Source organism: Escherichia sp. MOD1-EC7011 (assembly GCF_002965005.1).
GTDB classification, from domain to species: Bacteria; Pseudomonadota; Gammaproteobacteria; order Enterobacterales; family Enterobacteriaceae; genus Escherichia; species Escherichia ruysiae.
This window is the reverse complement of record NZ_PTRD01000032.1, coordinates 1-14947: the sequence shown is the minus strand read 5'-3', so window position 1 is coordinate 14947 and position 14947 is coordinate 1. Positions and strand designations below refer to the sequence as shown.

15 protein-coding genes and 2 tRNA genes are annotated in these 14947 nt (G+C 45.3%); all 17 read right to left on the bottom strand.

Going from position 1 to position 14947, the window contains the following annotated elements; all coding sequences use genetic code 11:
* Nucleotides 1–21 precede the first annotated feature (21 nt).
* Nucleotides 22–1134, bottom strand: a complete 1113-nt coding sequence (locus A7098_RS16580; protein ID WP_001363932.1) for a phage minor head protein — start codon at nt 1132–1134, stop codon at nt 22–24.
* Nucleotides 1118–2524: a DUF4055 domain-containing protein gene (locus A7098_RS16575; RefSeq protein WP_105281113.1), complete on the bottom strand. Its 1407-nt coding sequence runs from the start codon at nt 2522–2524 to the stop codon at nt 1118–1120. Before A7098_RS16575 ends, A7098_RS16580 begins: the two co-directional genes overlap by 17 nt.
* Nucleotides 2525–2526: 2 nt before the next feature.
* Complete coding sequence (locus A7098_RS16570; RefSeq protein ID WP_000625348.1) at nt 2527–3828, bottom strand: terminase family protein; 1302 nt, start codon at nt 3826–3828, stop codon at nt 2527–2529.
* On the bottom strand, nt 3809–4903 hold the full coding sequence (locus A7098_RS16565) for a terminase small subunit (RefSeq protein ID WP_000089448.1): 1095 nt from the start codon (nt 4901–4903) through the stop codon (nt 3809–3811). The genes A7098_RS16570 and A7098_RS16565 overlap by 20 nt, the downstream gene beginning before the upstream one ends.
* A gap of 3 nt (nt 4904–4906) precedes the next feature.
* Nucleotides 4907–5116 (bottom strand): hypothetical protein, encoded by a 210-nt coding sequence (locus tag A7098_RS16560; RefSeq protein ID WP_000126788.1) that lies wholly within the window; start codon nt 5114–5116, stop codon nt 4907–4909.
* On the bottom strand, nt 5094–6026 hold the full coding sequence (locus A7098_RS16555; protein ID WP_001204037.1) for a hypothetical protein: 933 nt from the start codon (nt 6024–6026) through the stop codon (nt 5094–5096). Before A7098_RS16555 ends, A7098_RS16560 begins: the two co-directional genes overlap by 23 nt.
* Entirely contained in the window at nt 6019–6810 is a 792-nt protein-coding gene (locus A7098_RS16550) for a ParB/Srx family N-terminal domain-containing protein (protein WP_001291094.1), read from the bottom strand. Before A7098_RS16550 ends, A7098_RS16555 begins: the two co-directional genes overlap by 8 nt.
* A gap of 137 nt (nt 6811–6947) precedes the next feature.
* The gene (gene trkG / locus A7098_RS16540) at nt 6948–8405 is read right to left on the bottom strand and encodes a Trk system potassium transporter TrkG (protein WP_001097895.1); all 1458 of its coding nucleotides are present in this window, start codon (nt 8403–8405) and stop codon (nt 6948–6950) included.
* Between the two features lie 196 nt (nt 8406–8601).
* A complete protein-coding gene (gene rzoD / locus A7098_RS16535; protein ID WP_001228688.1) occupies nt 8602–8787 on the bottom strand; it encodes a prophage lysis lipoprotein RzoD in 186 nt (61 codons plus the stop codon).
* A 216-nt stretch (nt 8788–9003) separates the two neighbouring features.
* Nucleotides 9004–9501: a lysozyme RrrD gene (gene rrrD / locus A7098_RS16530; RefSeq protein WP_001551053.1), complete on the bottom strand. Its 498-nt coding sequence runs from the start codon at nt 9499–9501 to the stop codon at nt 9004–9006.
* Nucleotides 9501–9716 (bottom strand): phage lysis protein EssD, encoded by a 216-nt coding sequence (gene essD / locus A7098_RS16525; protein ID WP_000839599.1) that lies wholly within the window; start codon nt 9714–9716, stop codon nt 9501–9503. Before essD ends, rrrD begins: the two co-directional genes overlap by 1 nt.
* Before the next feature lie 774 nt (nt 9717–10490).
* Nucleotides 10491–10565: transfer RNA gene (locus tag A7098_RS16520), tRNA-Gly, on the bottom strand.
* A 3-nt stretch (nt 10566–10568) separates the two neighbouring features.
* Nucleotides 10569–10644: transfer RNA gene (locus tag A7098_RS16515), tRNA-Thr, on the bottom strand.
* A 353-nt stretch (nt 10645–10997) separates the two neighbouring features.
* The gene (locus A7098_RS16510; RefSeq protein WP_000640136.1) at nt 10998–11540 is read right to left on the bottom strand and encodes a DUF1133 family protein; all 543 of its coding nucleotides are present in this window, start codon (nt 11538–11540) and stop codon (nt 10998–11000) included.
* A complete protein-coding gene (locus A7098_RS16505) occupies nt 11537–11827 on the bottom strand; it encodes a DUF1364 domain-containing protein (protein WP_001551052.1) in 291 nt (96 codons plus the stop codon). The genes A7098_RS16510 and A7098_RS16505 overlap by 4 nt, the downstream gene beginning before the upstream one ends.
* Complete coding sequence (locus A7098_RS16500) at nt 11827–12426, bottom strand: DUF1367 family protein (protein ID WP_000940316.1); 600 nt, start codon at nt 12424–12426, stop codon at nt 11827–11829. Before A7098_RS16500 ends, A7098_RS16505 begins: the two co-directional genes overlap by 1 nt.
* Nucleotides 12427–12839: 413 nt before the next feature.
* On the bottom strand, nt 12840–14879 hold the full coding sequence (gene iteS / locus A7098_RS16495; RefSeq protein ID WP_301005544.1) for a S8 family anti-phage peptidase IteS: 2040 nt from the start codon (nt 14877–14879) through the stop codon (nt 12840–12842).
* Between the last annotated feature and the right edge of the window lie 68 nt (nt 14880–14947).

The following is a 14947-nucleotide window of genomic DNA, read 5'->3' as shown; positions in this document are numbered from 1 at the left end:
CTGTTGTAATAAATGATTTATTTAAATCCCTGCTTTTCTGAATACCTGTGCATCACGCTCACGGAGCTGCTTCAGCGTCAGCCATTCGCCTTTATCGGTGTAAAATTCATCTGGCGACATACCACCATCCCGAATCAGCTTTGCTCGGGTTTCCCCCACAATCTGTTTTTGTCTGGTGTAAGGCTGACGCAAAAACCATTCCCTGTAGGTTGTATCTCCGGCCACCACGCCATCCATGCTGGCCCGCTCAGCCGGGGAAATATCGCGAACATCAATACCCAGTTCCTTCGCTGATTTCAGAATGAACGTTTCCGTTGAGCGGCAGCAGAAATGAATTTTTCCCGGCCCCTGCAAATAAGGCACGCTGTGACCTACAGGTTTATTATTCAGCGTATATTTGAGGCGATCCCTGATTCGACATTGTGGCGTAGTACGATTATCAAGCGTTGATAACCATTGCTTACCCTTAATCAAATCATTATTCGCGCTGGCAAAACTCTCACGGGCAGTAGCAGCAAGATGTCCAACCGCTGTTTTTGCAATGCTGGCCGCATTAGCCCGGCTCATCTGCAATGCACCATCCTGAAATCCCTTACTGACATGTCCCCGAATTTTTCTTGCGATCTGCTCATTGGTATCCCCCAGCAAAAAACCCTGACGCACTGTATTTGTTATGCGTCTGAGCCGATCCGCCTCAAGATCTGAGGCCCACTCACTGAGCAGTCGTCCCTGAAATGGTCGCGCCATTGCAGCGGCATAAAGTGCATCAGGAGAGATACCAACCAGAGGGTGAACATCAGCAACAAAATCAGGTAGCATAGAATCAAACAGACTTAACTGATAACCAGCCTCATAAATTGCCAGCTCGTTCAGCTCTCCGGAGAGACTGGTAAACATGCTGTTAATAGCAGTGCGGTTAACCTCTCTGACGCTCGCCAGAAGTGACTCCAGGCGCTTAACGGTAAAACTACCTGGATCGAGGCTGTCCAGTGCTATCAGCAGGCGAGCAGTAAGTTCCGCATCGCTGTCATTCAGTATTTTCACCATTCTGGCAGCCACGCCAGTGCTATAGCGGGATATCCAGACTGCATGAGCAATTGATTCATCACGCAGCCGTTCATTCACGGTTTGCATCATTGATTTCCATCAGCATTACACTCTGATTTTTTAATTCATCGATCACTTCCTCTGGACGGGAATCCTGATCGATAAATTTCAACGCCTGCAACACCCGAATCGCATCAATCTGACGTATATCACCGCCCTGACGCAATGACTGAACAGCCAGCGCGGAGGATGAGTCAAACACCTGGGCAGATACATCCAGTTCAGTGCGCACATCCACATTGCCACCGCAACTCTCTCCGATCCATTCCGCCATTATCTGGAGAATATTATCGAGGGCATCTTCGAGGGAGTTCGCCATTGTATAAAGCGGCGAGTTTTCCTGCATTCGCTCTTCATTAGTCTGATCAACAGATTTGGTGGATGTATTTTCAGCACGCAGAAGTTTAGCGCCGGCATGACGCATCTGATTTTCCAGCTTCTCAAGTGATGTTTCGCCAGATTCTATCGCTGCGCCACTATGTTCAACATATTCGAGGCCATTTTTTGTTCTGTCCTCAAAAATCGTAGCGGTGGATGCACCAACCGTCAGTTCTTCATTCCTGTCCAGCCCGTAGGCCACCAGCAATGGAACGCGGGCAACATGAAGAATATTGTCCTGCTCGCTCTGGCTTTGCCAGTGCTTGATATTCAGCAAGCCAAGATTAAGCAATGGCGGTGTACCACGCATAAATCCTGTTTTCTTCGTGTACAGTGTTACCAGAGGAATATCATCACGGCTGGTATTCCATAACTCATGAAGCGTCCAGACAGATTCGCCATTAGTGCCTTCGCTACGTCGATAAATTTCAACTCGACGGGGCATAATATGGCGGATCTGCTCCACCTTCTTCTGCCCGAAATCATCACCATCAATAATGATGACCTCTTTTATACGCAAATCAGTGAGAACAACTTTCCCTTTTTCAACTTTCGATTTCCATCCAATAACCTGGCGTGGATTCAGCATCGTAACGTACGGACGACTACCGGCCGCGTTTTCATCGGCTTTTGTCCGAATCTCTTTCATATCCGTTCGTGGATAGTCCACCAGCGCATGTGCCACACCATACTGAAATGCGAGGCTGAAAAATTGCTGCGCCCACACATCCAGTCGGCTTCCCTCCATGTCGATATTTTCTGCATATTCTCTGATTTTTGCCGGCGTTTCCTCACTCAATACTGTCGGCTCTGCAAATATGCGCCCAATATTTTGCTTGATGCTTTCTTCATACACAGGAAGTAGCGTAGCCACAGACAGGCGTTTTTTATAAGCGTCTTCATCTTCGTTAGGCCATTTTGGGAGATAATTTTCCCCCTGCCTGCGCATTTCAAGCGTACCGCCCATCAGTGCGTCGTTAATATCCCACGCCTCCAGCATATCGTTATAGTCGAGGTTGGGTGTTGATATATCAGCCATAATTAAATCCGAAGTGATGTGACTCTTCCGGTCGGTTTGACAATAGGGAATTGCTTAACGATGAAATAACCTCCGGCATCATTCGGGTGATCATTGCCAGATTTTTTATCAGGCTCCCCCTTCTCATCCCAGACCTGTTGCTCCAGAGATTCGGCATATAACGGGCAACGCTTCACATTAACTTTATAGCGACGCTCACCATTGGCATTGCAGAACATTGCATTCATTGAGTTAACGCGATCTTTTACTGGCGGGTTCGAGCTGTTCACCACAACGTTAAAACCAGCCTGCTTAAGCTGGGCTATATCCGTCGTACTTGCGTTACTTGATTTTCTGGAATCCCCGGAAGCATCTGGATAAATATAAATTTCCCTCACTTTCCGGTAATCATTCCCATCATACAGCCAGAAGCGTTCTTTAATGATGCGGATCATATCCGGCGTATCGTAGGCATTGATGATTTCAGTTACCGCACATGGAAGCCCCAAACGCAGCACATGGACGATTCCCGCCATCTTTCCAACGTTAAAATCCATCCCAATATAAATCGGCTCCCCTGGCTGCTCCACTTCTTCGCAATTATTCAGTTTCCGGTCAAACTGATGGTAAACAGTACCACTTGTCAGGTTAGTAAACTGTCCTCGCAGATAGGCTTTAATCAGCTCTGGAGGGTATGATTCAAGAAGCGAAGGAATGTAATCTGCTGGCAGGTTCTTTTCATTATCGAAAGTAGATGCCTGCACCAGACCATACAGTGAGGCCAGCTCTGTTTTTTCACGCACGGCTTTAACAAACTGCTCGTAGACAAATTTGAATCCTTCCGGCGTGGTTGTAACGTCAATACCGTTGCGAAGTCCATCAATCTTATAACGCATACGCGCAATTATCTTGCGCCACGCCGTTCTGGCTTTTTCCTTCGGCAAAATGTCCAGTTCATCCACCAACGCATTACCAATTTTGAAACCGACGATCGTTTGTGGCTTCTCCATCGATCTGCAGATAGTGGTTCCCCGATACTGGCGTCCGTAATAAAAGTGAACCTCTTTATTTCCCTCATTAATTTTTACGTTCAATCCCCAGTCAGCAGCAACTTCTTCCACTGTAGGGTAAAAAATATCGCGAATTTGGGGATACGTTGGCGCAAAATATCCCTGATTTATACCTGGATGCTCCCAAATCCCCTTGCATATGCCGCCACACCCAACCCATGTTTTGCCCGAGCCAAAACCAGCAATATAGGCTTTAAATTTATGGGGCATTGAAAGAAATCGCGCCTGAGGCACATTAAGCGTCGGAGAGATCATCTTCATCACTCCTTACTCTGGCATCAACCACATTAATATTGATCGCCACAGGCTGGGGATGTTCATTATCTTCCACCGTTTCGATCTCTTTGCGCAGCTTCTGGTTTTCCATTCTGCGCCGTTCAATTTCCAGTTCCTGTAGCCGCTTATCTGCACATAAAGCCCCGCCAGCAGAAAGCAAACGCAACAATTCACGCCGGGCGGCAGCCTTATCCTCCAGCAGGATCTCAACGCCGAATTTTCCGAATTTTGCCCCTGCATATAATTGCCGCGCATCCCCATCAAGCAGAGTGGTATCAGCCATATAAAGCTGTCCCGTTCCCTCACCGCAGCACTTCGGGCAGTCCGGATTGGGTATGGCGTTATCAACAAAGCCGAGGCCTCCATATTCCGGTTCGGGTTTGCCATCTCTGGAAGCCTGCGCCGCTGCCTTGTCGAATTCTGCTATATCGCGCCACTGGTAGAGATGATTCTCGCCCCAGCAATAACGGCAGTTAACACGGCGAAATTGTGCAAGCTGATTGGGGTCGGCCAGGACAATAGCCATCAACTGACTCACTAGTAAATCCAGGTCTGCGGTATAGCGTTTCTGGTACTGATTGCGGAAGTAGCTGATAGCGCGAAAAACCCTGGCATTTCTAAGCATACGACTGGCGTTGCTGTTAGCTGTCGCACCTTGCCCCTCATAACCGGCTAGTCGGTACGCCTCTGTCGGCTTTTTACCCTGAGCAACAAGCATCGCAAACTTAGCCTGCTGGTCAGAAATGCCGAATTCATCGGGACAGAACGAAAATTCCTCCGCGTCGCCCTCATTCAGGCCCGCATCGAATACTGGCTTTTTTTCCTGAGATTTTTCGTTCCGCTTTTGTGCAGTCTGCGCAGATTTTTTCTGCGCACTTTTTTGCGCAGTTTTGCACATTTCTGTCTGCGCATTTTTCGGAGTTTTTTTGATGTAACGACGGGCTGTTGCGTAATTCAGTCCCCTTGCTTCACACCATGCCACCGGAGATATACCGGAGCGGGTGTATTCAGCAATATACTCCTGCTGCAACGCCCCCCAGTCCGGTCTGCTCATCAGTTAGTCCTGATTTTTATCCACCCTGAGTAGTTCGCGCAGAGCAAAGGCATCCCCTTTTCTGGCAAGCTTAAACAATGCCGCTCGTAACTCGGCTTCACCTTTCGCTCTGCCCTTACGGATGGCCGCATAAAAATCTGTCATTGCTTCCCGATTTTCTTTCAGTCGGTTCAGATCAACATCCAGAACGTCAGCGATTTGTTGTGCAGTCATCCGGCACGCTGCCAGAGACTCGACTTTCGAATACGGAATCATTTGTCACCCCCATTGATATGCAGGGTGTCTTCTTCCTGTATTTTTCGTGAAGGATTTTTACTGCAGCGTTGTTCCAGGTGACCTGATGGTGAATGCGTTTATGGCTGGCACCCATCAGTGAGATTTTTACGCACGACGGCGCATACATGACGGAGTAAAAACTTTTAACGTAGGTTCCGGAATCCAGATACAGCTCGGTCATTCCGCCGCTGTTTTTCTGCGTCTGTTTCTGCCCTAACTGGACAGCACCGATCGTCATAAACAATTCACCACAGCGACCGAGATTCGTGTACGTATTCACATCCTCGTTAATGCGCCCCATGAATGAGAACGGTCGATCAACCGAACAGATAAAGCTGTTCATTGCCTTGCGTTTCACCCACGAAGCATGGCCGCCATTGTCACCAAGAAAATCCCCGCCCTGCGACATAGCGATGGAAAGAGCAGGTATTGATTCGTAGTACGCCAGCATTTCAGAAAGGATCGCATCCAGTTTCCTTATCGGAAAATAGGCCTGGTCATAGTTGCGATCCACCCGAAACTGGAACTCGTGATAATCATCATCGAGCTGAATGAAGTATTTACACCCGACCAGTTTTGCCAGGTCGAAACAGGCATTACGGGCGTAAAAAATTGAGCGGCGGTCACAGAAATTATCGGCTTCGTCAAAACGACTGGCGATATCGGCTTTGGAAAACACCAGCACCTGTTCACCAAATTCAGCCATGTACTGATTCCGTGTCTTATCTTCATCATCAACAACGATAAAAATTTTCCCGGTATAGCCAGCACGACGCAACGTCCGGTAAGTCAGAACTTTGTCCGGTCGCCCGTGAGTCAGAATAAAGGCGCAAAAATCATCACGCATATTCCTCCTCCTCACCACCATGCATGATCTCCACCATGCGCTGCGTCATCCGGACAAATCCATTTTCAATAGCCTGCTGATAATCAATGATCACCAGCGCCGACTCCTCGAAAAAACACTGAATTTCAGAGGGGGCGTGAGCGTAATAGTCCGCAATTCTGCTGAAATTAAACACCGTGTGACGTTCTGCCGCACACAGGAGGAATTTCTCAATATCAGGCTCAAGGGACGCCGAACGTATCCGGCTGATCAGCTCCTGAGTTTTCGTATCGTCGTACAGTTCACTGATATCCGGTTTACCGCCCGACGGCTCATAAACAGGCGTATCAATTTTCGTCGTATACGGCTCCTCCTCATTTCCTGTACCGGGCAAAACATCCGTCAACAGTTCATCAATTTCTGTCGGGATGAAGCCTGTCAGGGAGACATCAAAATCAGCATTGATTAGGTCCGACAGCTCCATCCGCAACAGATCTTCATCCCAGCCAGCATTCATCGGCAGGCGATTATCTGCCAGGCGGTACGCCTTTTTCTGCTCATCCGTCAGGCCAGACAGAACAATGACCGGAACAGAATCCATTTTGAGCATTTCAGCCGCCATAACACGACCGTGACCCGCAATAATTTCGCCCTTTTCGTCAATCAGCACCGGATTAGTCCAGCCGAATTGCTTAATACTTTCTACCAGTTGTGCCACCTGCTCAGGGCTGTGCGTCCTGGCGTTGTGCGCATACGGTGACAATTCTTGTAATGGGCGATAGACTATCTTTAATTTCTCGCTCATACAGCCTTGCTTTATGAATAAAACGCACCCCAGCAGCCAGTGCTACTGGGGACGGAGGGGTTGCTGGTAAAGTTAGGTATTGGATCAATGAGTGAGTCAACATAATATTAAACTCACAATTATAAATCAGCCATATATTAGGAGCGCCAAAAAAAACCTGAAAACAATATAATAACAGGATAAATTTCAAGGCGACCAAGAATCATAGCTATGCACATTAAACATTTTGCAATGTCATTAAGCACTCCGAATGACGATGCAGTAGCCCCAAAACCTAATCCCATATTATTAATACATGCAGCCACTGTTGCAAATGATGTAAGAAAATCATATCCCATACCATTTAACACCAGTATAAAAAACACCGTGAAGAGAGTATAAAGAAAAAAGAAACTCCATACAGACCTCATTACACGATCTGTAACTATCTTCCCTCCTACATTTACACTCAACAACGCTCTGGGATGAGAAAGCTGATTTATCTCGTGTTTGCTTTGTTTGAAAAGTATAAGAAATCGAAGTGACTTAATTCCACCACAAGTTGAACCTATACATCCCCCAAAGAAACTTGACAACAGCAAAAACACTATCGTGTGCGTGGGCCAACTTGCATAATCCTGCGTAGCTAAACCATTATCAGTGAGCATGGAGCTGGCAAGAAAAAACGAATGAATAAAACTTCCATGCAAGTCATACATACCTATATGCCAGACCTGGAAAGAGGTAACAATGATCACCCCTAAGGCTATTAACAGAAAGAAACGAAGTTCAATATCTCTGATTAAAGGTTTTATCGTTTTCCTGCTAATAACAATATACCAAAGAGTGAAGTTGAAAGCCGATAGCAGGGAAAAAGAACCAGCCACCAGCTCAACCAAATAGTTATTAAAATATCCGATACTCTCGCTATGAGTTGAGAAACCACCAAGCGAAACTGTGGAAATCCCGTGACAAATAGCATCAAACAAAGGCATTCCTGCAAGTCTATAACAGACAATACAAGCAATACCTAATAAAGAATAAGTTATCCACAGTGTCCGTGACGTATCGGCCAGGCGGGGAGTGAGTTTGTCATCCTTAAATGGCCCCGGCATTTCTGACTGATAAAGCTTTGCACCACCAATACCCAATAATGGCAATACAGCAACCGCCAGAACAATAACTCCTAAACCACCTATAAAATTTAACTGTGACCGATAGTACAAATATGCCCGAGGTAATGAACTAACATCATCAATTACAGTTGCTCCTGTTGTTGTTATTCCAGAAACCCCTTCAAACAGAGCATCAATGAACGTTAAATTAAGTTCTGAGTCAATCCATAAAGGGAATGCACTAATAACAGAAAACAAAATCCAAAACATTACAATTATAATAAACCCATCACGGGTACGTAATTGAATGCCAGATTTCTTAGTTGTATACCACGCTCCGCCACCAATGCAAAAAAATATAACGAAAGTTATAAAGAAAACGAACAGGCTTTTTTCTTTATAAAACAATGCTACAACCATTGGTGGCAACATTGAAAGACTATAGAGCCAAACCAGGAACCCACACATATGAGTAACAACTCTTACATGAGATGTATTCATATCTAAATATTCTTTCAATTATAACCACCTTGCTGCAATATTATGATTATACTGTATAAAATTTAACTCCTCTTAGATCTTACTTCACTGTTCCTTATGAAACAATCATCAAAATGAATCATATTGTAGTTAAGATTTTACTTTAAACACTGCTCGGTTATGTATTGCTGAGCACCTTCAAGTTGGGCCTGCATCATTACCAGTCGTTCCCGGAGGGTGAAATAATCCCGTTCAGCGGTGTCTGCCAGTCGGGGGGAGGCTGCATTATCCACGCCGGAGGCGGTGGTGGCTTCACGCACTGACTGACAGACTGCTTTGATGTGCAACCGACGACGACCAGCGGCAACATCATCACGCAGAACATCATTTTCAGCTTTCGCATCAGCTAACTCCTTCGTGTATTTTGCATCGAGCGCAGCAACATCACGCTGACGCATCTGCATGTCAGTAATTGCCGCGTTCGCCAGCTTCAGTTCTCTGGCATTTTTGTCGCGCTGTTCTTTGTAGGCGATGGCGTTATCACGGTAATGATTAACAGCCCATGACAGGCAGACGACGATGCAGATAACCAGAGCGGAGATAATCGCGGTTACTCTGTTCATTGCTGACCCCACAAACAGATTTCACGCTCAATCTCACGACGAGTCATGAGACCTTTCCATTGCTTACCGCCAGCATATGTCCAGCGACGTAGCTGATCACATGCGCCTTTGATATCGCCCTGGTTTATTTTGCGAAGAAGCGTCGATGTTCTGAAATTGCCAGCACCCACGTTGTAAACGAATGAGTAAAGAGCGCCGCGCGTTGTTTCCGGTATATCGACTTTGATGTACGGGTTAATTTGTCTGGCGACCGTGGCAAGGTCTTTATTCAGGAGGGCTTTGCATTCTGCTTCGGTATACGTTTTACCGGGAATGATGTCTTTTCCGGTGTGTCCGTGACATACAGTCCATACACCAACGATATCTTTATATGGTATGTAGCTGACACCTTCCAGACCATCGTTACCACTTGGGCCAGTGATTAACACTGATGCTATAGCAATTGCTCCGCCACCAATAGCAGCAGCAACGGCTTTTCGTAATGATGGAGGCATTATTCACCTCTCGCAGCCTTGCGCTTATCTTCTTTAATCTTGAAATAAAGGTTTGTCAGGTACGTCAGCAGGCCAAATACCAGACTACCCAGCACACCGATTGCAGCCCACTGTGACGGAGTTACTCTATCGAGCAACTGTAAAAACCAGTAGCCAGCACTGCCTGCGGAGGTGCCATAGGCGACACCCGTTGTTAACTTATCCATGGATTTCATAACCCCCACCTCGCAGATGCGGGCGCTGTGTAATGGAAACAAAAAATGGCCACCAGCGGCCCGTAAAAAACACCCCGTCAAAAGCACCGGCATCCGCAGATGCCCTTTGCGTGGCGTTATTTGATGCGCGCCAGATGTGGCGCAAAGAAATGAAATAAGACTTATCGAAAATTAAGGTCAATTTGATGATTTAAACCACTTCTGAAGCTTAGTAGTATGAACATGTCCCCAGAAGGGGGCCAATACTTATTATTCTTCATGGACTTTGTCCCGCGGTCTTAATCCGACGACCGCGCTACTTTTTCACCCTCTCGCAAATTGCTATCTAAAGGACTTTGTCCCACGAGTATTCCAGGATGCTCGTGTCTTTTTTTGTCCTGAGGAAGGAATAAAAAAAACCGCCAAATATGGCGGTTGGTCACTGCATGAGATAAATCATTTTATTGTAATAAGAATCGAGGTGTCGGGTGCCTCCCGAAATATCCATCTCTACAACAGATATTGTGATTCCCCGCCAAACCACTATCTAAACCACCCTCGCACTGAGGAACACCTCTGCGGTGCTTTTACAACACCAGAATGATGCATCACCGACCCTGCCAGGAAATACAAAATCTCCACCGATAATGCACCATTCTGCTGCCGTAAAAAAATTAGCACTGTGACTACAACCGACCTCCAATCATAGTCAGAGAACGGATTGTCTTTTTAAAACAACCCACCCCACGTAATAAAAAATACGCCAGTGCCACGATACAATAAGGCTTGTTTCTCTGGAGCGGGTAGCGGGAATCGAACCCGCATCATCAGCTTGGAAGGCTGAGATAATAGCCATTATACGATACCCGCATATGGTGCCGACTACCGGAATCGAACTGGTGACCTACTGATTACAAGTCAGTTGCTCTACCTACTGAGCTAAGTCGGCATTGGTTCTTCAGGGGAGCGATATCACCGAGCAAAGAAGAGTTCCCCCTCAGAACCGTTTTCGATAATACGATTTAATATTCCAATCGCAACAACACTTTGCGTCAAGTTATGTAAATTTATTTATATGTTTTTATTTTATGTGAATAATTCACTTTCACTTAAAATATATACAACAACATATAAATAAATTTATTTTGAAGGCGATGATTAAATGTCGTTTCTGATATCACACCACAGAAACAACAAAACCCGCTCGATGGCGGGTTCTATTAAAGTTTAATTGCGCTTGATTCGCCTCGCGATACAGCTTTGCGAAGCGTAGCAAAATTGAAGCAGTTTATGCGTAAAAAATCAAGCCGTTTTTTGAGCGAATGATTCTCGCATGGGAATGTATAGCGCATACTCAGCAACGGCCAACCAATTAGCAATTCGCTTTTCGCATGTGCTAAAACACCACTCTGGGTGTGCATCATTTAGCAATTCAGCCATTTTGCGTTTGGTCATCCCCCGCCCCTCATACCGTTGCCGAAGGACGCTAATCAATCCTGGATGCTCTGCCAGCACCTCACTTATGACCCGATCAATACATAACGCCTCTGCATCAGTACAATGCGCCAGCCAGCTCTTTTGCTTACCGTTAATCATATCCCGCAAAAAAGCCTCAAGTTCAGACTTGTTCAGACCTGCTTTTTTCATCCTCCGGAGCGCCTCGTTAATTGCCGTTTTTGTCAGCTTTTTAGAGGCCAACAACTGGTTGAACATATTCCCCGTCTTACCGCCGCCAATATACGACCAGCGCCCCCACATGCGCAGTTTTCCCTGAATCCAGACACTTTCCAGCGTGGTGAGACGAAGGTGTTCCCCGCTTTTGCCTGTATTTGTTGGGTAAATCATAAATAACCTTCCTTTCTCCAGATTTCTTGCGTGCGAAAAACACCTTCTGCATGCATCAGGCGTAAATCTTCTTTGGTGTAATCGCTTGTTTTTACCCGCCCGTCGATTAAATCGTGGCATGAGCTACAGGCAATCGCCGCCTGCATATCGTGTGGTTTTGTCGCTGTTCCGCACGTTCCCGCCAGTCGGTAATGCGCCAGCACAGACGTTTCCGGATCGTGATTGCAGTAGCCAAGAATTCTGACGGTGCACATCCGCCCCCGCGCCGCTTTACGTAAATCCACCATTACGCAAACTCCAGCAGCTGCGCGGCCACATTTTCGACTTGTTCCGGAGAGGAAAATTTACGGAACAGAATCCAGTTCCACAGCACATTCAGAACAGATTTATAAACCTGCTGAAACTCGGTTTCGTCCATATTCGCAAAAGCGATAGATTTTGCCCGACGCCCGCGGCTACCGTCCGGATAAAAATGTTCGGTGTAAAATCCAGCCTGAATGGTTACCCACTCGCGAAAAGCCTCAAACGACTTTAGCAATGCCGTATCCCGGGTTCTGCGTGTCGCAACTGTATTCAGATATTGCTCTGCGGCATCACTCAGGGCTGGCGTGTGTTCCCGACCAACTGATTCGCACAGGTAATCAACGAAACCAGACAGCAGTTCTCGTTCGCGAGGCGTGATCGCCCCACCGACCGGAGTCCAGTAATCGAATCCCAGTTGCAGGAGTTTGAAAAAACGCTTGTGGAATGCGTAGTTACGCACACGCTTAAAGTCTGCGTGTATCCACTCGCCTATTTTGATTTGATGCAGAAAATCACAACTCTCCGGCGTCGCCGGGAGAAGTAATCCGGAAGAGGTTTGTTTGACCAGTTGTATATGCGCCATTTCTTAATCTCTCGATGGCGCAGCGCAGCAGATGCCAGTTGTTCAGGCTGACGTATGAAGTATAAATAAACTGGCTCCAGTGTAAAGCCCCACCTTAATGGAATAAAAACCAAAAAACAGATTGCTGGGATACAAACAACGCTTATTATTAAAAGCGGTTAAACAAATTAAATTTTAATGTTATGCAAATCTGCCAGATCACCATAATATCTCATTTGAAAACCGCTGAAATAACAACCCTATCAGGGTTAATCATATTAAGGTGAGTAAATATGGAAAACAACAAATCTGCACATTACGTTCCTTTTTTATCTATAATACTTTTTGTATTTTGTTGTGTATGGGCGGTATTTTTATAAAACACACCCACAAATAAATCAAACCCGCTACAGCGGGTTTGATTTATATAGTTGTTATACGGAAACTGGCACACGAGCAGGCAATGGATAGTGAGCCCAGTTATTAGCATTTAAAGCTCTTACGCCATCAGCATAAACTTGTGTGTTTCCATCTAATGATTTTAAAGTTACTACAATAGTTACAGGTAAAGGCTCCATTAAGGCCGGTTCATTCGCTCTCAACGTTGTTTTAGCCTGAAGAGCCCAGTTACCCGAAGTAATTCCTTTATTAAATGCCTTGCGATGAATTTTTACTGGTGACCACTTTCCACCATGCTCAATTTGAGCTCTCTCATATCCAGATTGACCGTTTTCTCCTTCCATAGGCACTTTTCCTTTTATAGTATTATTCTCAATTAAGCCAAAACTTAGCTCTACGTTCGCGCGAACATATTCACTGCCGGCATTAGGGTTCAGTGGTGGTGCATATGCAGCAGTAATTACAATCTCACCTTTAAATTTTCCATTTTGAATAAGTGCCGATGGTATGGGATAGTTATCCTTTCTCCACCTCACCCCAGGAACCAAGAATGTTTGGAAAATCAGAGTAAACCTATCATCACTATCATATAAGGTCTCAATAACTTCATTAGGAATTCCCGCTCCCAAATAGCGTCTTTCACTTGGCGAGTAATCAGGAGAAGATAATTGAGCGGAATGAATTAATAATGCTTTAATCAATGATGGTGAAACATTAAAGTCTGTATTAGTGGCTATTCTCTGCCATGTATGCGCAGCTAAACTTGCCACAATTGGAGCAGCAAAACTAGTACCAAAATTAGAGCAAAGCCTATTATCTGGCCCTACGACCTTTAAACTGCTTGCTCCTACATTCCAAGGTCTATGAACCCCACCGCCAGCATGGATTATATCTGGCTTTGGAGTAAATACAGGCCCAGGGCCACGACGAGTATATGGTGTCGGTGTTCCAATTTCACTTAAAGCATCATTAGCTTCCATATGAGAAACTGAACCAACTGTTAGTGCTCGGACTGACTCTCCAGGAGAGGAAATTAAATCAGCACCTCCAAGCGGATCAGGATTTGGCCATGTACGTATAGGTTCATCTACATAATTACCTGCAGCAACTACAAACAAAATACCAAATTTATCGCTGAGCCGATCTAACTCCATCGCAAAATCACTAAACGTCTGCTCATTACATGGTCCGCCTCCCAAAGACAAATTCCAGACTTTTATATCTGGTCTTTTATTTACAGCATCTGCTAGCCTCAGAATTAAATCTGATATATAAGATCCATTTTCATCTAAGGCACAAACATCATGGATTTTAGATTTTGTATCAGGAATCCATGGATGATTGTCATTTAAAAAATGAGCGCCTGATATCAATGAAGACACCATAGTCCCATGTTCATAACTCGTATCAGGAGGAATTACGTATGTTTCCCTACTCACTACCCAAGGAGTAATTGTTGCCGCGATGGGGCTTACCCCAGTGTCAAATACAGCAACAATGGGTAATTCTTCTGATGGTACGGGAAAGCTATTTGTTTCAATGCCAACAGAATCACTTACACTAACCGGGAATGCTGAATATTTTGGTTCAGGAATTAACGTTCTTATACCCGGGTAATCAATGAGAATGTCTAATATATATCTATCATTTGGGGATAAATCCATTATCCTTAATAAGGGAAGACCACATTTTTGTCTAATCTCATCATATTTAACTCCGTGTTGTTCTAATATAGAAATAACGTTTTCATAGTTGTTGTAAGTTGCATCTTCACCTGTGTACTCAAATAGTCGTACAAGGATGTTTGATGATTCAAACAAACCATCAGTGCCTCCTGGAACCTTCCTATTCTCATCCCAAGGTTCAATGCGCTCAATCGCGCTTAGATTAGCCAAAATCGCTTTAATATTCCGATGTAAAATGACTGACTCTAATACGTCAAAACAGCCGGCATGAGCAGCAACCAACATTTCATCTATTTTGGCATGACCGGCATTTTGCAATCCAGCCTCTTGAGCAATTTTGTTCGGCCTATGCGTTTTGGCTATTCCCTGGTCTCTTAATTTGAAAACCAAAGTACCTGTAGTGGCATAGTGAATTTGGCCACCTGAATAGAGGTGATATCATCACCTCATAGTCAAAA

Coding starts and splice junctions, on each gene's coding strand:
- A7098_RS16580 (WP_001363932.1), bottom strand. CDS start 1,134: ATGCAAACCGTGAATGAACGGCTGCGTGATGAATCAATTGCTCATGCA.
- A7098_RS16575 (WP_105281113.1), bottom strand. CDS start 2,524: ATGGCTGATATATCAACACCCAACCTCGACTATAACGATATGCTGGAG.
- A7098_RS16570 (WP_000625348.1), bottom strand. CDS start 3,828: ATGATCTCTCCGACGCTTAATGTGCCTCAGGCGCGATTTCTTTCAATG.
- A7098_RS16565 (WP_000089448.1), bottom strand. CDS start 4,903: ATGAGCAGACCGGACTGGGGGGCGTTGCAGCAGGAGTATATTGCTGAA.
- A7098_RS16560 (WP_000126788.1), bottom strand. CDS start 5,116: ATGACTGCACAACAAATCGCTGACGTTCTGGATGTTGATCTGAACCGA.
- A7098_RS16555 (WP_001204037.1), bottom strand. CDS start 6,026: ATGCGTGATGATTTTTGCGCCTTTATTCTGACTCACGGGCGACCGGAC.
- A7098_RS16550 (WP_001291094.1), bottom strand. CDS start 6,810: ATGAGCGAGAAATTAAAGATAGTCTATCGCCCATTACAAGAATTGTCA.
- trkG (WP_001097895.1), bottom strand. CDS start 8,405: ATGAATACATCTCATGTAAGAGTTGTTACTCATATGTGTGGGTTCCTG.
- rzoD (WP_001228688.1), bottom strand. CDS start 8,787: ATGCGAAAGCTGAAAATGATGTTCTGCGTGATGATGTTGCCGCTGGTC.
- rrrD (WP_001551053.1), bottom strand. CDS start 9,501: ATGCCTCCATCATTACGAAAAGCCGTTGCTGCTGCTATTGGTGGCGGA.
- essD (WP_000839599.1), bottom strand. CDS start 9,716: ATGAAATCCATGGATAAGTTAACAACGGGTGTCGCCTATGGCACCTCC.
- A7098_RS16510 (WP_000640136.1), bottom strand. CDS start 11,540: ATGATTTACCCAACAAATACAGGCAAAAGCGGGGAACACCTTCGTCTC.
- A7098_RS16505 (WP_001551052.1), bottom strand. CDS start 11,827: ATGGTGGATTTACGTAAAGCGGCGCGGGGGCGGATGTGCACCGTCAGA.
- A7098_RS16500 (WP_000940316.1), bottom strand. CDS start 12,426: ATGGCGCATATACAACTGGTCAAACAAACCTCTTCCGGATTACTTCTC.